Origin of the sequence: Flagellimonas lutimaris, assembly GCF_003581615.1 — a bacterium.
Classification (GTDB): domain Bacteria; phylum Bacteroidota; class Bacteroidia; order Flavobacteriales; family Flavobacteriaceae; genus Flagellimonas; species Flagellimonas lutimaris.
Genome location: NZ_QXFH01000074.1, coordinates 152,362 through 174,178 on the forward strand (window position 1 = coordinate 152,362; position 21,817 = coordinate 174,178).

The 21,817-nt window shown below is 39.6% G+C and carries 13 protein-coding genes and 1 tRNA gene; 10 read left to right on the top strand and 4 right to left on the bottom strand.

Annotated elements, in window-relative coordinates:
- The first annotated feature begins 30 nt into the window (after window positions 1–30).
- From D2V08_RS12735 to D2V08_RS12745, 3 genes are all read left to right on the top strand, one after another.
- Window positions 31–8,337 carry a T9SS type B sorting domain-containing protein gene (locus tag D2V08_RS12735; protein WP_119608541.1) on the top strand — a complete coding sequence of 2,769 codons (8,307 nt, stop codon included), beginning with the start codon at window positions 31–33 and terminating at the stop codon, window positions 8,335–8,337.
- 213 nt (window positions 8,338–8,550) lie between these two features.
- The gene (locus tag D2V08_RS12740) at window positions 8,551–9,060 is read left to right on the top strand and encodes a nicotinate-nucleotide adenylyltransferase (RefSeq protein WP_182835538.1); all 510 of its coding nucleotides are present in this window, start codon (window positions 8,551–8,553) and stop codon (window positions 9,058–9,060) included.
- Window positions 9,061–9,106: 46 nt separating this feature from the next.
- Entirely contained in the window at window positions 9,107–9,313 is a 207-nt protein-coding gene (locus D2V08_RS12745; RefSeq protein WP_119608542.1) for a dodecin family protein, read from the top strand.
- A gap of 107 nt (window positions 9,314–9,420) precedes the next feature.
- On the opposite strand, the gene D2V08_RS12750 is transcribed toward D2V08_RS12745, so the two are convergent.
- Window positions 9,421–10,056, bottom strand: coding sequence for a phosphoribosyltransferase (locus D2V08_RS12750; protein ID WP_119608543.1), 636 nt, complete (start codon window positions 10,054–10,056; stop codon window positions 9,421–9,423).
- Window positions 10,049–10,699 (bottom strand): dienelactone hydrolase family protein, encoded by a 651-nt coding sequence (locus D2V08_RS12755; RefSeq protein WP_119608544.1) that lies wholly within the window; start codon window positions 10,697–10,699, stop codon window positions 10,049–10,051. The genes D2V08_RS12750 and D2V08_RS12755 overlap by 8 nt, the downstream gene beginning before the upstream one ends.
- Window positions 10,700–10,950: 251 nt before the next feature.
- On the opposite strand from D2V08_RS12755, the gene D2V08_RS12760 reads away from it, so the two are divergent.
- From D2V08_RS12760 to D2V08_RS12790, 7 genes are all read left to right on the top strand, one after another.
- Window positions 10,951–11,024 (top strand) — tRNA-Pro (locus D2V08_RS12760).
- A gap of 226 nt (window positions 11,025–11,250) precedes the next feature.
- Complete coding sequence (locus D2V08_RS12765; protein ID WP_119608545.1) at window positions 11,251–12,498, top strand: site-specific integrase; 1,248 nt, start codon at window positions 11,251–11,253, stop codon at window positions 12,496–12,498.
- A gap of 108 nt (window positions 12,499–12,606) precedes the next feature.
- Window positions 12,607–13,875, top strand: a complete 1,269-nt coding sequence (locus D2V08_RS12770; protein ID WP_119608546.1) for a DoxX family protein — start codon at window positions 12,607–12,609, stop codon at window positions 13,873–13,875.
- 339 nt (window positions 13,876–14,214) lie between these two features.
- A complete protein-coding gene (locus D2V08_RS12775; RefSeq protein WP_119608547.1) occupies window positions 14,215–14,784 on the top strand; it encodes a BfmA/BtgA family mobilization protein in 570 nt (189 codons plus the stop codon).
- Window positions 14,785–15,312: 528 nt separating this feature from the next.
- Window positions 15,313–17,616 (top strand): TonB-dependent receptor, encoded by a 2,304-nt coding sequence (locus D2V08_RS12780; protein WP_119608548.1) that lies wholly within the window; start codon window positions 15,313–15,315, stop codon window positions 17,614–17,616.
- Between the two features lie 4 nt (window positions 17,617–17,620).
- Window positions 17,621–18,661 (top strand): sensor histidine kinase, encoded by a 1,041-nt coding sequence (locus D2V08_RS12785; protein WP_147374111.1) that lies wholly within the window; start codon window positions 17,621–17,623, stop codon window positions 18,659–18,661.
- Window positions 18,658–19,347: a LytR/AlgR family response regulator transcription factor gene (locus D2V08_RS12790; protein WP_119608550.1), complete on the top strand. Its 690-nt coding sequence runs from the start codon at window positions 18,658–18,660 to the stop codon at window positions 19,345–19,347. Before D2V08_RS12785 ends, D2V08_RS12790 begins: the two co-directional genes overlap by 4 nt.
- Before the next feature lie 679 nt (window positions 19,348–20,026).
- Here the strand turns inward: D2V08_RS12790 and D2V08_RS12795 are convergent.
- Together D2V08_RS12795 and D2V08_RS12800 are read right to left on the bottom strand one after the other, a co-directional pair.
- Window positions 20,027–20,917: a PorP/SprF family type IX secretion system membrane protein gene (locus D2V08_RS12795; RefSeq protein ID WP_119608551.1), complete on the bottom strand. Its 891-nt coding sequence runs from the start codon at window positions 20,915–20,917 to the stop codon at window positions 20,027–20,029.
- A gap of 33 nt (window positions 20,918–20,950) precedes the next feature.
- The coding region (locus D2V08_RS12800) for a T9SS type B sorting domain-containing protein (protein ID WP_147374113.1) at window positions 20,951–21,817 on the bottom strand (867 nt) is incomplete at its 5' end.

Consider the following 21,817-nt stretch of genomic DNA (forward strand, 5'->3'; position numbering starts at 1 on the left):
TCTGAGTATTCTTCAAACAAGACTTAACCTATGCTCCCACAAAAAACAAGGCATCTGCTATATGCCGTGTTGTTGGTGTTCATATCAATCTTCGGTTCCACGGTATTGGCAAAAACTCATGTTGCTGAGATACTTACAGGTATAGTATCCAGTAAAACAGAGTCCGAGACCCAAAAAGAAACTCCAGATGCAACTCTAGAGGTTGTATCGTCCGAAGAAAACGAACTGTTTGCAACAACCGCTATGTTTGCTACCATAATAAATGGGGCGAACGAGCAAGTGGTATGCCCAAATGATGGAAGTACTTTGGCCAAGTTCTTTTTGTGCGGTACAAGCGATATTAGAACACTTACCCTAAGTCAGTCCGGAAGTTCTTATCAGTGGCAACAGCTAGACCCAAACTCTTGTGCGCCGACCGTAGTGGACGATTGTCCTACTATAAATAATGCCTGTACATGGAATACCGTTGGAACCAATTCAACTTTTAATTTGTCCTCATCAGGAGAGTTTAGAGTTCGTGTTGATTCAGGTCAGTATTATTATTTCAAAGCAACGCTTAACCCATTAGATCCACAATTAATCAAAGACGATATTATTTGCGGTAATCCGGGCAGGGTTGAGGTAACCAATGTGCCTGCAGGATATGAGTATAGTTTGAACAGTTCTGCAGGACCTTACCAAGATGATCCATTTTTTGATATTACGGCCCCGGGGGATTACAGGGTTTATGTGAGATTGAAGAATGTTTCCGCCACAGCCTGTGTATTCCCATCCAATTTAGTCACCATTGATGACTTGGACATCAATGTAGATGTCACCGCAAATGATATTTTGTGCAGTGGGGAGTTGGGAAGTATAGATGTTCAAGTATCGGGTGTTCCTAGTTTTTACACCTATAGACTGGTGAAAAACGGGGTGACTGTTGATACTTTTGGACCCAACGGAGCGGATAACTATACCTTTGCCAACGTAAGCCCCGGAACGTATAGTATTCGGGTAGAAACCAATAGTTGTTCAGAAACCATTACAACCGATATTGATGGCGACCCTATTGTAATCGGAGGAGGGATAAGCCCGTTAGCGGTTTCCTCAACCGCTTCGGATAGTTTTGGTTGTGGTGCCACTTCCGTAGATGTTAATGTAACTACCAGTGGAGGAACTGCGCCTTATCGTTTTAGTGTGGATGGAGGTCCATTTGGTTCAACGTACTCAAATAGCGCTACTTTTTCCGTATCTACTGCGGGAACCTATAACATTTTAGTAGAGGACGCCAACGGATGTCAACGCACTGCGGCGGTAGCTGTGGAAAATATTCCGCCACCCGTATTCAATTTTACTGAGGAAGATGCCAATTGTGGGGGAGCCAACGACGGTAGGATTACGATAAATGTAACTAGTGGATATGGATACGAAATTCTTTACAGTGTTGATAATGGTGCAACTTTTCAAATAAGCAATGTATTTTCCAATTTGGCCCCAGGAAATTACGATGTTGTATTGCGCTACGAGCAGGATTCATTTACTTGTGAAACCACACCTCAAACAGCAACAATCGGTACACCATCTACGATAATGGCTACTGCTTCGCCCGATAGTGTGCCCACCTGCTTAGATGAAAACGGAGGACAAATCACAATATCAGGAGTTGCTGGAGGAACTGCACCATACGAGTACAGCGTGGGAGCTGGCTTTAGCACAAATCCCGTATTTCCAAGTTTGGGAGTTGGAACCTACACTCCTATGATTCGTGATGCCAATGGATGTGTGCAGGCACTTCCAGATATCGTATTTAATACTTTGAACAAACCAACGGATTTGGACTTTAGTATTTCCAGTCTGGATTGTATTACTACCACCGCTTCTTTGGATTTGACCGTCACGGGAGGCTCTGGAACCTATACCTATGAAATTATAGCTCCGGCCGCTAGCGCTGTGAACAATGGAAGCAATAGCACATTTACCGGTTTGGGATTGGGAACCTACACTTTTAGGGTGACGGATAATGAAGGTTGTTCATACGATGAAAATTATGCCATCACCGATATCAGTTCCATTGGAGTACAGGCACAGCAAACCCGAGTGGTTACTTGTGCGGGTGATTCTGATGGAGAAGGGCGATTTTTGGTGGATGGATTCAATACGACCTATAGCTATAGTATCGACGGAGGTCCTGTTTCTGCTGGGCAAAGTAGCAGTATTATTCCTTTTACAGGATTGTCCGCTGGAAGCTATGTGATTTCCGTGACCGATGAAGAAACCAACTGTTCGGATACATCAATTTTGGTGATTGAAGAACCTTCAACGGCCTTTGCGATTTCCGGTTTGGATGTGACCGATATGAGCTGTCAAAATGGAAACATAGGAGCTGTTCGTATCAATACTGTTGGTGGTTGGGGAGGTAACCGATATACCCTGACCCAGCCTGATGGTTCTACAAGAGGCCCAAAGAACGGTAGCACATTCTCCAACCTATCCCAAGATGGATCTTATCAAGTAAGTGTGACCGATGCCAACGGATGTACCTTAACCGATAGTTTTACATTAACTCGTTTAGATGCGCCAACCTTGACCTTGGATAACGGAGCATCAGATTTTTGCTACGATAACTTTACCGCGGCGACCGTAGCTGTAAACGCTTCTGGTGGTTTGGCACCCTATCAGTATAGAATCAATGGGGGAGCATTGGGGGCCAGTAATAGCTTTACCGGACTTACCCCAGGAACCTATACTATTGAAGTAATAGATTCCAATGATTGTAGAGATACCGTAACAGCGACCATAGAGCCTCAGGTTATTGCCAATGCAACCACGATTCAAGAGTTGGACTGTGCAGGCCCTCCCGGTCAGATTCAGGTAAATATTAGCAATGGATACACTTCTTCAGGAGATTATGATATTTATGAAGTGAGCATCAATGGCACTCCATATACTTCAAATAACAACAATATAACAGGAAACTCCTTTGTATATAGTATACCAAATGATGGTTCCATAATTTCAGACACCACCTACCAGTTCATGATTACCGATGCAAATGGATGTACTACGGAAACCAATACAGTAACCATTTCCCCACCAGAGACCATTGCAGGTACCGCGGTGCCAACAGACACGCAATGCGGGGATAATCTAAGTGGAGTTGTGGAGTTGATTCCAGATACCACGCAAGGTATCCCTCCGTATGAATTCAGTAATGATAATGGAGCGACCTTTAGTACACAAAATATATTTTCTGGATACGGTCCAGGAACCCATGGTGGATTTATTATTCGAGATAGTAGAGGGTGCGTGAGCCCAGCATATTCTGTCACCATAGGAGCAAGCTCTCCCTTGGATGCCATAGCAACACCCACGGATGCCGTTTGTTCCATAGGTTCAGTAAACGGTTCTATCTCTGCAACTATAAACAATGGCGTTGCGCCATTTGATTACGTTTTGGTGGATGAATTTGGAGGTGTGATAGCATCATCTACGGGGACTGCAAGTACTACGGTAAACTTCCCCAACTTACCTTTAGGAAACTATACGGTGATTACTACGGATGCACAGGGCTGTGAAGACCGCGACCAAGTGGTCATTGATCAAAACCAGTTGGATTTGATTCCTTTGGACGCAGACCCGGCCATTTGTTCAGATACCTCATTTCCATATCGAGTTCAAGCAACAGGAGGAACAGCGCCATATGAATTTAGATTGGTGGGAGAGCCAACTTTTAATCCTGCTACATCTGGAGGGGATACTTACGATTTCACGGGTCAAGTAGTTCCTGGAGTAACCTATTTTGTTGAGGTAAGGGATGCTAATGGCTGTACCTATATCGAAGAGATTGACCCAATTGGCCCCATTAATCCCGTAGCCGTAGCAGCAACGTCCTTGGCAGCCTCATGTAACGTGGCAGGCAGTGGTGCTATCGATTATGAAGTTTCGGGTATATCAGCGCCGGGTGATTTCACTCTAACATTACAAAACACAGATACTGGTGCAACGGTTTCCGGGCCAACATCATTTACAGGTGAAACCATTCCTTATAATGGAACATTTACAGGATTGGCACCAGGGAACTACCAAATTATTGTTACCGACGACACCAACGGATGTAGTGGGAGTTCTCTAGCTTTTATAGATATCAGTTCAGTTTCCATTGCCATCGATAATTTTGTGGAAGCTACCTGTAATGTGGGCGCTTTGGTGACTGTAAGAGGTTTTGGTAGCACAGGTCCGTATAACTACGCCTATGTGCCAACAGGAAACCCAGCACCGTCAACATTTACATCCGAAACTACGTTTGAGATAGTAGGACCATATCCGGCCGACTATGATTTTTATGTGCAAGATGCCAATGGATGTGCGGCCTTAACAACACTTACCGTCACACAAGAGGCAGGGGTTCCAAATCCAGTAATTGATGTAGTAAACCAATGTACCGCAACAAGTGGCTATCAAATTGATATTGTTTCACCATTATCAACTGGTTCTGGATTGCCAGAAGAAACTTTCCAGTACGATATTGGAAGTGGTTTTCAAACAGGAACTACTTTTATCGTGCCCAACCCGGGAAGCTACGTTATCACCGTTAGAGATGGCAATGGATGCACCAATACGGTAACAGCAGAAGTTTTTGATTTCTTCGCCATCAGTGCAGATGCTACGTCTTATCCAACCTGTAATGCAGGAGATGGAGAGATTACGGTGAACACGACTGGAGGTAGTGGTAATTTTGAATACCAATTGAGAGATGCAGGTACATTGGCCAATATGGGCCCTGCTCAATTCACTAATGTTTTCGTTAATGTATTGCCAGGGGACTACAACATTTTGGTAACCGATTTAGATTCCAACACTGCCCCTTTGTGTTCTGATGAAGCCATTGTAAATGTTTCGACAGTAAATACGCCAGTTATTACGGCTACGCCAAGCAGTGATGTAACCTGTTTTGGGGCTGATAACGGAACTATTTCCATAGAGCTTCAACCAGGAAGTGATACGGATACGCCTATTAACTATGTATTGTATCAAGGTTCAACTTCAAATGTTATTGCAGGGCCACAAGGGTCTCCAGTGTTTGATGATTTGCTACCAGATACCTATCAAGTTGAGGCAGTTTCCGATAGAGGTTGTACCGACCGTTCAGGGGACATCATCATAGATGAACCAAGCGAATTGATGGTAAATGCAATCAATACCGATTTTAGTTGTAATCCATCAAGTAATCAATTCAGTACAGCGACCATTACAATTTATACCGATGATAACGGTGATGGAACAGGAACTCCAACAGGATCAGGTTCATATACTTATAGTATGAATGATGGCACCCCTCAATTTGACGGTACCAATTTCCAGACCAGCAATACCTTTGAGGTGATTGATAATGGAACGGACCAAACCATTGTTCTGACGGCAAGGGACCAAAATGGCTGTGAGGAGACGTCCACCGTAACCATCAATACGCCAACGGACATTACCTTTAGTTACAATGTAAACCAAATTACATGTGATGCTTCAGGAATGGGAGTAAGTCCAGGTTCAATTGATGTTATTGTAAACGAAGGACCCGGAAATTATGAGGTGGAAATTCTGCCTTTGGGCTCCGAACCGGCCCGTAGCTCAGGTGGGAGTGATCGAGTTACTTGGAATATAGCAACACCCGGGGATTATATTTTTGCCGTTACCGATGTGGGCAGTGGAGGTTGTACCTATTTAACTACCACCATCAATGTGCCGGAATACAATAATATAGAAGCAGTTATTGCCGAGGTGGATCCCGTAACCTGTTTTAATGGAAGTGATGGTTCAATAAGTTTGGAAATCAATAATTATAGTGGAGTATATAATTATGAAGTATTTACACGAGATAATGCCGGGGTGGAAACATCAACAGGTGTAACCGGAACTTTTGATACCACCGCACCGATAAACACCCCCGAGATTATTCAAAATGTACCTGCAGGAAACTTAGTGGTACGTATTGAAGCATTGGATTCTCCGTATTGTGATGCCGTTAGTAACGTTACAACGGTTCGCTCACCTGATAGGGCTTTAACGGTAGGTGCGATCCAAACATCACCCGTTACCTGTAACGTACCTGGTTTTGGTGAAATTACAGCTTCTGGTGATGGGGGATGGGGGATCTATGAGTATCAATTGGTAGCTTCAGATGGTACCATTTTGGTCGATTACCCGAATACCAATCCTGTTTTTGAAAATTTATCAACAGATACCTATACCATCAATGTTAGGGATTTGCGCGGATGCGAATCCACTATGGATATAAATCTGCCATTGCCTGTACCAATAACAGCAGACATTCAAGTAGTGAGTCCATTGGCCTGTAATAACGATAACAACGCAATAATTGAAGCCTACAATGTAGCTGGCGGACAAGGTGCAGGAAACTACTTGTATCAATTAAATAGAATTACGGACGGTACCAATAGTGGTCTTCAAACTACAGCAACTTTTGCGAATTTATCTGCAGGAGAATATACCATTACTATTTTTGACGGTTGGAACTGTAGTTTCACCACTATTCCTATTGCGGTTCAGGATCCAGAAATTGTAGTGGCCGAATTGGTTGAGCTGCAGCCACCAGGTTGCGGGGATTTGGGTAGAATGGAACTTACAGTGACCAATCCGGAGCCAGGAGTGGATTATTTCTACCGTAGGTCGGGAACTACCGATCCATTTATGCCTTTTGGAGCCGGTATGACCAGCGTTGAAATTGCGGAAGATATCACCATAGACCCGGGACCTTTCCAATACGATGTGCAGAATTCCAATGGATGTCCTTTTGAAAAATCCAATCAGATTTCCCTCGATCCCGCGGCACCTTTGGTGATTGCCTTGGATTTGACCAACGCAACAATAAACTGTGCCGGAGAGGCAACAGGGATTATACGATCTGAAGCTTTTGGAGGAATTGGTAACTATGTGTACACCTTGGTTAATTCAAATATTTTGCCGCCATCTGCAGCAACAATTGTTCGTCCTGCACAGAGTTCTGGCATTTTTAGAGAGTTGAATCCTGGAACCTATTATGTGTATGCTCAAAGTGGTGGATGCGAGGCTATTTCGGACCCCATCATTATTGAACCCAAAGACCCATTGGTATTGGATTACCTGGAAGCCGTCCCTGTGGTTTGTGCCGGCGATATGAACGGACAAATTATTATTGAAGCGAGCGGTGGAACAGGTCAGATCAGATATTCCATTTCTGATACCTTGAGCGAATTTTTTGAAGGCGACGATCCTGTTAACCCTAATAGAAAAACCTTTAACGACTTGGCACCTAGAACATATGATATCATTATTCAAGATGATTTAGGTTGTACCATAACAAGAACAGTAGAAATTACCCAACCCATGGAGTTGGTGGCCGGAGTAGTGGAAACCACTCCAGAAACCTGTATGGGAGACGCAGATGGAAGCATGATGCTAGAAGTTACAGGTGGAACAGCTCCATATTACACTAGTGTAAATTCAGCCGACGATGCCGATTTTGCACAAAACGATAGTCTTTTCTTCGACAATCTTCAAGGAGGTGAAACCTATGTTGTTTTTGTAAGGGATGCCAATGGTTGTCAAACCAATGTGATAGCAGAAATAGGCATAGGAATAGATATTGTTGCTGAGCCTGTGGTGGAATATGGTTGCGAAGGCATATTCCCCAATAGCACTGCCACAGTAAATATCGAAGATGACGCTCAACTATCCGATTTGTTGTTCTCTTTGGATGTGGATGATATTCAGATGGCTACCAATCAGCGGACATTTGGAGACTTGCCAGCAGGTGAGCACACCGTTTATATTTATCATGCCAACGGATGTGTAACCTTCGTGGAATTTGAAATCGAAGCTTATGAACCTCTTACATTAGAGGCTGTAAAATCAGGTCCTGATGAGGTTACAGCGGTTGCTACAGGTGGATTTGGCGGATATGAATATTTTTTCCAAGGCGAATCCTATGGTGAGGTAAACACGTTCAATGTCAATGTGGACTCCAATATTAATATTATGGTTCGTGATCAAAACGGTTGCGAAGCCACTTTGGTAATGCCCTTTAATTTTGAAGGAATGCCAGAAATGCCGAATTTCTTCACCCCGGATGGAGATAACTTAAACGATTACTGGTATCCTGAAAACAGGGAGTATTTTCCTTTTATCGACGTAATTATTTACGATAGGTATGGTAGGGTAGTGGCTCGTTTGGACCAAGTGAAAAAATGGGACGGAACCTACGAAGGCAAGCCTTTGCCCACTGGTGATTATTGGTATGTGGTAAATGCCAACGATAACGAAAAGCAGCAGTTCGTGGGTCACTTCACATTATATCGATAGGCAATACCTAAATCCAATTCTGAATACATTCTTCAAATTAAAGCAACTTTACTCTCTCCTATATTCAAAAGCCCTAACTAGAAGCTAGATAAAGGTATTTTAACTGATTTAAATCATTGTAAACCAGATATTAGTATGGTATATTAGGTTGCTTGTGAATATTGGAGCTCCAGAATTCCTTTCGTAAGGTTATTAACTTAAAACATTAAGATCATGAAAAAACTATTATTGGTTCTTTTTGTGATGGGATTCATAGTACCAATGCAATCCCAAATCATTAAGACAGAAGAATTATCAGAGGTAGTTGTGTATGCCACAAACTACAAGTATCTGAATAGCATTGATACTCAGGAAGAAGCTTCCATACCAGTAGAAATGCTTAGACGAAAAGTAGCAGCTTTCGATGTAAAGAGCTCAGAGTTTTATCAAGATGACTATGACGTTTACAACATTAATTTCTATATCCCAGAGGGTAAGATTTTAGCTGCGTATGACAAGGACGGAAAAATAATCCGTACTGCTGAAAGATTTAAAAACATTAACCTGCCAAGTTCTGTGAAAACAGCTGTTTTAGACAGATTTCCTGAATGGACCATCACTAAGGATACCTATGTGACACATTATTATGACAAAAAGGGCGTTACAAAAAAATACAAATTGAAATTGGAAAATGGAGATAAGGTATTAAGGGTAAAAGTGGATGAAAAAGGTCACTTTCTTTAGAAGATAGTAGTTGATGTTCGTTTAATGAACTTTTAAATTCATTACTATGTCAGTATTAAAAGTTATTGAAATTTTAGGTAACTCGACCGAGAGTTTTGAAGATGCTATTCAAAATGTTATTGATGAGGCATCAAAATCGGTAAGGAACATTAAATCTGTATACATTCAAGATATGCAGGTTAGCGTTAAGGAAAGTAGGATTTCGGAATATCGTGTCAATGCCAAGGTTACTTTCGGTATTGTTGGTGATTAGGACTTTTGCTTTCAAAGGATATGGTCCAAACATAATTTTGTTTGGACCATATTTTTTGGGTTTTGATTGGTAAGAAAACCATTTTGTTAAAAAGGACATAGTGAGTTTCACGATTTGTAGGCCTTGCGTGTTTTTTCCAATAATTGGATGGCCACTTCGTCGGTAACTTCATTGAACTTATTATAAAACTGACCCACTGCATGAAAGTTATAAGGGGTTTTCAAACAAATTACTTCATCGATATACTTTGACGCTACCATATTTTCAATAGCTCTTGTTGGAGCAACAGGAATGGCCACAATAACTTTTTTAGGGCGTTTTTTATTCACCATTTGAGCTGTTATTTTAATGGTGTTTCCGGTGGCTACGCCGTCATCCACAATGATTACTGTTTTTCCCATTAAATCCAAGGGAGAACTGTTTCGATAGTATTGGTCAAACCTTTTTCTCAGTTTTTGTCTTATTATTTCGGTTTCTCGAGAAATATATGTTTTATCTATATGGGGTAAATCACTTAGAATTATATCGTCCAAACTTACTGCTCCAATAGCATATTCCTTATTGTAAGGATGTCCTATTTTTTTGGAAAGAGCCACATCCAATGGAGCATGGAGGGATTGTGCAACAATGGCCCCCAAAGGAAGTCCACCTCTTGGAATGGCAAGGACCACAACATTCTCATCTTTGAACTGCTGTAAATTGTCCGCCAATTTTAGGCCGGCATCTATTCTATCCTTAAACATATTCTTGTGTTTTTTCGAACCATTTATCAAACCATTCAGCTGCCAAGTAAGCAACGGATTCAAGTTTTCCCGGCTCCTCGAACAAGTGGCTTGCACCGGGAACAATTTCCAATTTCTTTTGACATTCAAGTTGTTCATATGCTTTTTGATTGAGCCAAATTACCTCGGTATCAAGGCCGCCTACAAGTAATAGAGTGGGTGCTTTTACCTCATCAAGTTCATTAAGGGCAAGGTCGGGCCTTCCCCCACGAGAGACAACCGCACTTATGGAGTTTCCAAAAAAAGCTGCGGCCCTAAGTGCAGAAGCGGCTCCTGTACTGGCTCCAAAATATCCTATGGGTAATTTTAAAGTATCATCTTGATGATAGATCCATTGGGTGGTCTCAATAAGCCGTTTGGTTAGTTTATTGATATCAAACCTGTTTTGATAAACGCTATCCTCTCGCTCGGTCAATAGGTCAAAAAGCAAAGTGGCTATTCCCTTGGTTTGTAGAATATTGGCCACAAAGTTATTTCTTGGACTAAATCGACTGCTACCACTTCCATGGGAAAAAATGACCAAACCCTTTGGATTGGCTGGTATGGTAAGGTTGCCTTCCAAAGTAGTATCTTTTACATTAATGTTTATTTCTTTTGTGAACATAGTTCTTTACTTAGAACTTTTTATAGCATATGGAAACTATGAAGTTTCATTGGCTAAAACAATGACGGGAATCATCTAAAGGAATGGAAACGGTGCTGTACGTTAGTGACTTAAGTGATTTTGAGGGCATTCTGCTTGTCAGTATTATAAGCTTTATGGCATGTGAATAAATAAAGAGTTGAAAAACAATAAAAGTTTTATACAGTCTATGTTTAATTGTTGCCAAAATTTATATTTTTGCATTCCCTTTTCGGGATGTGGCGCAGTCTGGTAGCGTACGCGCATGGGGTGCGCGTGGTCGCTGGTTCGAATCCAGTCATCCCGACTTACCTTATTTAAGTAAAATCAAAACACTGTTAATCTTATGATTTTCAGTGTTTTGTGTTTTTGGGTATATCATCTAAAATCAATTAAAACCATCTAAAATCATATAAAGGGTGTTCTTATCGGGAGCAGAATATTACACTTTATGTTGTAATTTTAGATGACTTCTTGAAGCATTTTGCTTGTGTTTTGACTTTCGCAGTATTAACAGTTTAAAACGTTGCAACATGCAGAAAAACAATCGTTTAACAATTAATTTCTTTACTAGGAAACACAGGATTCATTCTGAGAATCTTATTGTTTACTGTAGGATTACCATCGATGGTGAACGCACCGATTTTAGCATAAATCGGGAGATAAAGGCCAATTTATGGGACAATAACCGTAAAAGGGGCAAGGGTTTTTCCAGTTATGTGATTTCCCTGAACAAGTACCTGGACCAAATTTATACAGGACTACATGAGGCCCATAGATTGATGATGGCGGAAGAAAAAGTAATCACTCCACTATCTATCAAAGCAAGATTTTTTGGGGAGGACGAGGGCGGAAAAACATTGAAGCAATTAATTGCTTATCACAATGGAACCATGCACACTTCTTTACGTCCGGGAACCAGAAAGAACTACCATATCACAGAAAGATGTGTAGGCCTATTTTTAAAAGAAGAATATGGGATGGAGGATATAAACCTCAAAAAGTTGAACTATCGTTTTATATCCGACTTTGAACAATATCTTAGAAAGTACAGACCATCTACACGAACCAAGTGTACCAATAACGGGGCCATGAAGCACATGGAAAGGTTAAAGAAAATGTCAAGGTTGGCCGTTCGGATGGATTGGATAGCAAAAGATCCTTTTGAAAACTATAAACTACGTTTTGAAAAAACCGAACGGGAATATTTGACAAAACGGGAAATGAGGTTGATTGAAGAAACTACTTTTAAAAAGGAAGGGGTTGAGAAATGTAAGGATGTTTTTCTTTTCTCGTGCTATACTGGTCTTTCCTATATCGATCTCAAAGCATTGACACCAGACCATGTTCTCAAGGGAATAGACGGAAATGACTGGTTGTTTACCAAAAGAATTAAGACTGACGAGAAACTTAAAATCCCATTACTTCCTCAGGCAAAGGAAATCATCAAGAAATATGAAGATTCGGCCGAAAGGAGGATAACGAAAGTCCTATTGCCTGTTTATAGCAATCAAAAGGTCAATTATTACTTAAAGGAAATCTGCAAAGCTTGTAAAATTTACAAGAAAGTGACATTCCATACTGCTAGACACACCTTCGCCACAACGGTAACATTGTCCAATGGAGTCCCGATAGAAACAGTCTCCAAAATGCTTGGACATACCAAACTGTCTACTACCCAGATCTATGCAAGGGTATTGGAACACAAGATAGGGGAGGATATGCAGAACCTTATTTATCATATGGAAAAAAATGTGCAAAAAGATTCTACAGGAAGCTAATAGTAATCTCCAGTAATGATGTTTAAACTAATTGTTTAGTTATAACTATATTTGAGAAGATAGTTTCCCCAATTTAATAACAGTTTAGCCATCAATGACCATAAAACTATGAAGAGGATATTTGATAATTTTACCTTTTGGGGAACACTATTTCTAATTACCTATTTCTTTTTATACATCTTTCCGTTTCCTTTGGAATGGCTACCGTTCAAAGTTGGAGAAAGCATTTCATCTTATGTAGATAAATTTTGGCAGTGGTTAGTTTTGTTATTGGTAAAGGACGGTTTTGGCTATCATGGTGATATTGCTACACGTGTCAATGGTAGTGGGGATACGAGCTACCATTTTTTTAAACTCCTTGTGCAAGGAGCAATTTCGGCGATTGTAGCGACGATTTGGCTTATTCTTGATAGAGCAAAGAATTTCTTTGGAAAAATTAAGAAGTTTACCGCGGTTTATATCCGTTATTATTTGGCATTCAAAATGTTGACCTATGGTCTTGCCAAAGTGTTTCCTAATCAATTTTGGGAACCTGGTCTTACCGATATGTTAAGACCATTTGGTGAAATTTCTCCAATGGGTTTACTATGGAAGTTTATGGGGTATTCTGTTCCCTATATCATTTTCACTGGTGTAATGGAGGTAATGGCAGGCGTACTTCTTTTTTTCAGAAAGACCACTAGACTTGGAGCAATTTTAGCCTTTGGAATAATGCTTAATGTTTTTGTTTTGAACATGAGTTACGATGTGCCTGTAAAGCTCTTCTCATTTCATTTGGTATTACTTTCCATAATTATACTATCAAAGGATATTACGGGACTTTTGAATTTTTTCGTTTTGAACAAGCCGGTTCCCGCTGATAAAATAGAACCGTACTTTAAAAACAAGAGATATGTAAAACTCGGTTTTCTTGTGAAAGGTTTTATCATTCTCTTCATCACTTCGGTAATGGTTGTAAATAATTATAGTAACCAATGGAAGTACGGGAGAAAAGCAAAGATGCCAAGTCTATACGGAATTTACGAAGTTGAAACTTTTATTGTGAACAATGATACAATTGAACCGTTGTTGACCGATGAAAATAGATGGCGAAGATTTATAGTCGATAGGTACAGTTCCAATATAACCAAAATGAATGGCGATATTCTTTATGCTGAAAGTGTGGTGGATACCATCAACACCACGATTCAAATAAAACCATTCAAAGAATCTTCAACATTTAACTTCCAATACGAGTTAAGGGACAGTGTTTTGGTTTTTAATGGAACCAAAGGTAAAGATAGCATTAGGATAGATTTTAAGATAAAGGATAAGAATGAGTTTTATCTTATGAAAAGAGGTTTTCATTGGATTAACGAATTCCCGAACAATAGATAAAGTACAATATTTTATCATGTGTTTTTAAACACTTATTAGTACGGCACATATTTGATTTGACTTTCCAAAAGTCCGTACGAATCAATATAAAATTAAAGGGCAGCTGATTTCCAATCATGCTGTATTTATTCGGTCCCGCTTGCGGGACGAAGGAATAGCAAGAGGATAGCGCGCAAGCACGGCGCTATGGATTTATTTTCCTTCGGAAAAGCCCAGATTATATAGGTTTTTGGAATTTTCTGATTTTAGGAATTACGGCAGTGATTGTAACAAAAATGCTGCCAGTACCCTTAAACCTTGAACAGAATTGTAACAATTGTAGTCTTAAAACATGTAAATATGGATGATTTTAGAGCAGTACGGATAAAAAAAAAGACATTGTCAAGATTTAAGGTTTTTTCAAAAAAAGTGGGTAAGAGTTATTCCCATACCTTGGATTTGGTCATAGATTTTTTTGAGTGGCATGGGTTTTTGCCATCTGAAAGATTTGAGAAGAGTATTGGTCAGGAAATCATAAAGAACAGAAAACGGACGGATGCTGTCATTGCCATTATCAGGGACATTGAAAAGAACCAGACACTTCCCACCATTGGTATGATGCAGGCTTTGTTCAACCAAGAATTGGACAATGAAGAAGAAGAGGATGATTTTCTTGAGGATATGATAGAAAAGAATCCCCCAAAGCCATATCCAAAATACGAAGGTGAGGTAATGGTTCCTCGAATCAAGTATGAACATTTGGAGGAAAAGGCAGCCTCACTTCAAACAGATTTAAAGGATATCCTTGAAAAGGTCAAGGTGGTCAAGAGCAGTTTTGGGAAAAGCTATCTGAAGCTTGAAATCACAGAAGGGAGGCTGGAACGATATAAACTTGAAGCAAACAGACCTTTAGATTCCCAAGCACTATGAGAATAACATATCCAGTCAATAGATAAAGTGACCTCGCTCAGTAGTATTAGTTAAGGGTAAGTTTTGGGACGCTTGCAGCACGAAACTTTGTTTCGCTCGCTAATTCGAATAAATATTTACAATAGTGTTCTCATACCATCAACACGAATATTTAAGTGCTAGGTGAACACGTTTATTCTTAATTTAAATGGCACTTATTTCAATAAGATATCACTTTTGATTTATTTTTTACGATTGGCCTGTCTCTGTAGAAAATTAATCATTAATCGAATAACTGTTCCAATTTTGTTTGAATTAAAACCTTTTGCTGATTTCGAGTTTAACCTTTTTTAAATATATAATAACTAATTCTGCGGGTTCATCATATCTGATTTTTAGGAGGCAGGGCTCTTCAATTCATACCTTTCCCAATCAATATTCACCTTATCCCAGTCTTGTTCACAGAGCAATAATCCAGATTCACAGATAAAAATATAATAGGCTAGGATCAGAATTCATCTTTGACCAGAATTTTAATAAGATGTATAGATGAATCCAAAACAATTTTTCCTTTTACTGCTTTTTACGGCCGGTCAATTGGGAATAGCTCAAGAGCAACGATTAAAAGGAATGGTTTATGACACCCAGAGTCAAGAACCTTTACCATTTGCTACCGTTGTAATTTTCAATGGCGATGAACTGATCGAGGGGAGAGTGACAAATGACAATGGGGAGTTTGAAATCATAATTCCGATAGTTTTCAGCCATTTAGAAATAAGTTCATTGGGATATATGGTGGCCGAAATACCGTCAAGCGATATTGATGTTAACACAAAGCTCCTTATTGGACTAACCCCTCAGGTAGAAAACCTTGATGAAGTGGTCCTAAAAACAGAGCGGACAACTACCCAACAAAAACTAGATCGAAAAATCATCAATCTTGGCAGTGACCTTCAACAGGCCGGTGTAAATGCCTTGGAGTCGTTTGACCAGATTCCAGAGGTGCAGGTGGATTTGGCCAATGGAACTGTTGCTCTTAGGGGCAGTGATAATATACGGATTTTGGTGAATGGAAAATTGACATCACAATTGGCCACAGAACTTTTACAGCAGATTCCTGCATCCCAGATTGATCGAGTAGAGATCATTACGGCCCCATCATCAAAATATAGAGCTGATGGCCTTTCCGGTCTTATTAATATTATACTCAAAGAAAAATTGGACCGAGGACTTAACTTAAATTTAAATTCAACAGCGGGTACACATAGGTACTCTTTCGGTATGGATGCAAATTATAATTTATCCTTTTTAAATTTTAGGCTTAACGCCTCCAGGTCCAATCTAAAGACCATTAATGACCAAACTATAGAACGAAATTTTAGTAATGGAAATAGGGAAACCATTTATACACCAAATATATTCGACGGAGATATTTATAGAATAAGTGGTGGATTTGATGTCTTCTTGAAGGATGGACATGAGTTTTCCATTACCATTGATCACACTAACGATTCCCATGATTATTTAAGTAAATCGCTATATACCGAAGTTACCGATAGGGATGACTTTGATTTTTTGCGTGTAAGTGACCATTTCCACTTTATCAATGTACTCAATGCCAACTATAGATTGAACTTTGACAAGGATGACCATTATATTGAACTTGACTACAACCTTAATTCCAGTAACAATGATTACCCCTTGGCCGATTTTGAGGATGGTATTTTGGTGAACGATCAGTCATTGACTGAAAATTTTGATTTGCAATCCTTGGCTTTGGACCACAACCTGCCCATAAGTGACAAACTATCCCTTGAAACCGGTTTTAGCAGAAATACCCAAAAGCTTGATAGTAAAAGATTGCAGGCACCTGAAACAATACCAGACCGTTTTACTTACCGCGAAACCTTATGGGGTATTTACAGTTCTTTGAGAATGGGTTTGGGAAAATTTCAACTTCAGACTGGTTTACGCTGGGAGCAATTTAAGTCCGAATCTATCAATGCCGAAACAAACTTATTTGTAAACCGGGATTATTCGAACATCTTTCCTTCAGTACACCTTTCGTATCCTCTCACAAATGGAAGTCTATCGATGGGGTATAATAAGCGTATTTCAAGACCTAATTTCCATCACATTAATGCTTTTCAGATAGTTAACCCATTATATGTTTGGGAGTTCAACCCGAATATCACACCGGAATACAGTCATAATATTGAATTCAATTATCTAAAAAGGTTGGATAATATGGGATGGGGATTGACCACATTTTACAGAAAAAGACAAGATGTCATTCTTTGGACGGAACAATCCACGGCGGACCAACAGGTTTTTCGATATGAAAATTCAGGGGATTTTAATTCCTACGGTCTGGAGGCCTTTATTGATTTTAAGTTCTTTCCTTTTTGGGACACCAGTGTTAGTTTGAACCATTATGTTACCAATATTGACCAATCTGAGTCGGTAACATGGGACAGAACCTTTGCCACAAGATTTCAGCTGAAGAATACCATGAATTTATCTAAAAAGATTACTTTGGACATTACCTATTTTTATAATCCAAAACAACAGAACCCCTTTAATTATATCCAACCTAGGAGCAGATTTGATGTGGCGATCAGAACTAGATTATTGCATAATCGATTATCCTTAAATTTAAGGGCGGTAGATATCTTCAATCAAAATATCTCGGAGCGTTATAGCAGGACATCCAATTTAATGCAAAAAACAACTTGGGATATTCAGTTACAGACAAGGAATATTCTGATAAGTGCTAATTACAAGCTGTTTGAGAATAAAAAGCAGAGCAGAAATAGAAAGAAAAGAAACTACAATACGGTCCCAATTGAGTAAAACTGTGAAAATAGGTAAAAGCAAAGAACAGAGTAGCATATTTATCCGGTTGATAAAGAATGAACCTGTTGTTCATGCGTTATTTTGGTCAATCTATTTCGTATTTCCCATCTTAAAATCACTAGGGCCCAACAATTATCCTTTTAATCTATACAGCCAGTTGAACGACCTTTTCTTTGGAATGGCGGTATTTTATATTTCCTACTTGGTTTTCTTACCATCAAAGAGGGGTTCTTTGCAAATACCCATCCTATTGATGTCATTTTGTTTATTGGCATATGCGGATTTTAAGATACATGATTGGTTGTTTGGCGGAACTCATAAGGAAGTATTTTTCATATACATTTTTAGCTACGTTACCACCTATGGGTTACTTTTCTTGTTTGCTTATGCCCTTTTTTCCATCAAGGAAATTTATAAAAAACAAAGAGCGTTGGAAGTAGCCAATCGAGAGAAAAAAATGGCCGAGCTAAGAGGTTTAAAGGCACAAATTAACCCCCATTTTCTCTTCAATACGTTGAACGCCATTTATTCAATTGCATTGAAAAAGGATGATCGAACGGCGGATTTGATCATGAAATTGTCAGACAATTTTAGGTATATACTCTTTGCCGAACAAGAGGATTATGTGTCCCTTAAAAATGAAATTGACTATATGAAGGACTATGTTTCCTTGCAATCGGCAAGGTTGGCTGATAAGTTGGAAGCCATTATGACCTTTGATGTAGAGGACAGTGGCAAGCCAATCGCACCGCTTTTGATGATGCCCTTTATAGAGAACGCATTTAAGTATTCCAGTTCTTTACGAGGCAAGGGTCATAAAATGACTATAAAAGTTTCTTTAAAAGAAGGACAATTCAATTTTTATTGTTCTAACCCTTTTGGTGATTTTAATACAGAAGGTATGGACCATCAATGGCAAAGTAGTGGGATCGGTATTTCGAATGCCAAAAGAAGATTGGAAACATTGTACCCTAATCGGCATAACCTTAGAATTCAAAACAATTTGGATACCTTCATCGTGGATTTAACCATAACATTATGACAAAGTGCCTGATCATAGAGGATGAAAAGGAAGCACAGGACATGCTGCTCGGGTATATTCAAAAAACACCATTTTTGGAATGCGTTGGTGTATTTGAAAGTGGTTTGGATGTTCCCCGAAATTTAATGCTTAAAACGCAGGTCATGTTTCTGGATATTCAGCTTCCAGGTCTTAATGGATTATCATATTTGAGAACTTTGAATATCCCTCCAAAAGTAATTATCACAACGGCTTTTCAAAATTACGCTGTTGAGGCATTTGATTGTCAGGTCTCAGATTATCTGCTAAAACCTTTTTCCTACGAACGTTTTTTAAAAGCTGTAAATCGGACTATAAGTATTAAAAAGGTAATTGATTTGGCACCTGTTAGAAGCCTTTTTATTTATTCAGATAAGGTCTATCACAATCTCAATATTGATGACATTCTATTTGTGAAAGCGGAGGTAGATTATGTAAAAGTAATTACAGCAAAGAAAAATTACTTAGTGCTTGATAGTTTGTCCAATTGGCAAACAAAATTGGAGCCGTTCAATTTTTATCGCGTACATAGATCTTTTTTGGTCCCAACTTCAAAAATTGAAAGAATCGAAGGGAATAGGATTGCAATACATGATTTTACAATACCAATTGGGAATAAGTATAAGGACGATTTGATTTCTAGAATAATTAATAAGGGGAATAGATAATTATATATTTTATCTATGATGGGCTAAATAAGTTAGCCTGTTGTTTTGTTTGCTCTAAAGGTTGGTTTTTCCTCTGTCATATTTTTAATTGTGCTTTCAATTTGAAGCTAAATTATTCTAAAAGGTACGACTTAAAGATAAAATTTCACCACTTATAAGCTATAGACGATACTTTGCAACACCATGTTTTGATTTTTGAAAGATTTGTTAATGTGGTGTTCTTAAAAAGTATCTGGTAGTACTTTGTTAGTATTTCTAAGTTCTTTTTGAAAAAAACTCTTTATTAAAGGCTTCTTAGATACCTTTCTTTTACTATAATTGGATATTCCTGTAATCTAACCATTAGGAGCAAATTTTCTTAATAATCAAGCTGTGCTTTTAAATAGATCGATTGATTATCCATGGTTAATGGACTGGTGTTTTCTTGCATTCTAAAACAAACAGATTTTTTTCAATTATATTGAACCGATATTCACTATTTTTATCATAACAAAACACATAACATTTGTGTTCAAAAGTTGATTTTTGTTTTCCGTGTTCTTAACGGGAATACCCTCAAGACTGCAGTGATAAAACGACGATTTTCAATAGTTTAAAATTTTGTCGATGATTAATTCATAATCACAAAAAAGCCCCTTAAATAAAAGGGGCTTTTTATTTCATTACTAAAATTAGGAGCCTACATTTTCAAGCGCATAAAAAGCTCATGGGTGTTATTGTCCAATCCATCAATCGGGTTTTGAATGGATGTTTCATAGGCATATCCCAAGTTGAATCCGTTACTTATATTAAAGAGGAACAGTCCACTGAGGCTTTCGTCATACCTATAACTGGCACCAAACTCAAAACGTTCACCAAAGTCTAAAATACCTGTTAACTCTAAAGATACGGGCGAGGAATCTACATAGCGCAACATCCCCATGGTCTTTAGATCCAAGGTTTTTCCCAAAAGAAAAGTATAGCCACCACTGAGGTAAGCATGCATGCGGTCTGTACCTAGATAGGCATTACCATCACGCTCTTGCAAGCGATCGGGGGTCAATAACTTGGGAGCTGATATGGATGCAAAGTACCTATCATGCTTAAGAAATACCCCCGCACCGACATTGGGTGTAAAACGGCTATCGTAATCCAATAGGGCTCCATCTTGACCCACACCATAAGTCACCAAACCTTGGGTATTGGCATCGTAGGAGTTGGCACTTCCTTTAATCCCAAAATATAGCATGTGCTCATCATCCAATTGAATGTTGTAAGAAACATCAATGGCCACCCATGTTTGTTGCTCAATAAAGGTTTTATCGTTTAGAATGGAGACTCCGAGCCCCACGTTTCTGCCCACTGGCATACCGAAGATGGCACTCTGACTTTCTGGAGCACCTTCGATTCCCGCCCATTGGCTGCGAATTCCCAAGGAGAATTCGGCAGCCTCTGAACTTCCTGCAAATGCCGGGTTGTAAATGTTCATGTTATAACGGTAAAAGGTGTAGTTGGGGTCCTGTTGGGCACTTGCCGAGAAGGAAAGTGCTAGGAACATAACGAGTATCTGTATTTTATTGATAAGTTTCATCTGTATTGTATTGTATTGTGTTTTTTGTTGACATTAATAGTTGATGAATATCCAGCCTTGAAGCGGTGCGCTTCCATCGCCAAGGTTTATGATATACATATAGGATCCAGCTGGTAATTTTTCGTTTCTATTTTTGTAGAAACCTTCCCAGTTGTTTCGGTAGGACCTTGTTCCGAACACTTCGTGGCCCCATCGGTTGTATACTTTGACCACGTTGTTGGGGTAGTTGTCTATTCCTGGTATGACCCAAGCATCGTTGTTGCCGTCACCGTTTGGTGTAAAGGCCTGTGCAGGGACCAATGAAGGCTCTTCACTTGTTGGGAATGCATCATCCACATCTGGAACACCATCATTGTCATCATCCTCATCCATGCTATCTGGAATGCCATCGCCATCGGTGTCCAACGGGGTGCTGGATGCATCCGTTGAATCGGTTCCTTCGGTCAATTCCACTTCATCGGAATAGCCATCACCATCGTCATCCGTATCTGCGTTGTCGCCAGTTCCGTCTCCATCTGTATCGATGGTCTCAGAAGCGTCATTAGGGAAATCGTCCTGATCATCTGGTATGCCGTCGTTATCATCATCGTTATCAACGTTGTCGCCAAGACCATCTCCATCCGTATCGATATCGGTAACCCCGTCATTGTCGTCGTCCATATCGGAATTGTCGCCAATACCATCACCATCAATATCGGAATCTTCATTCGGGTCGTATGGGAAAGCGTCTTCATCATCCGGAGTACCATCGTTATCGTCGTCGTCGTCGGCACTGTCGCCTGTTCCGTCACCATCGGTGTCGGTATCCTCGGAGGCATCCTTCGGGAAGGCATCCTCAGTGTCCGGAGTACCATCATTGTCATCATCGTCATCGGCATTGTCGCCTGTTCCGTCCCCATC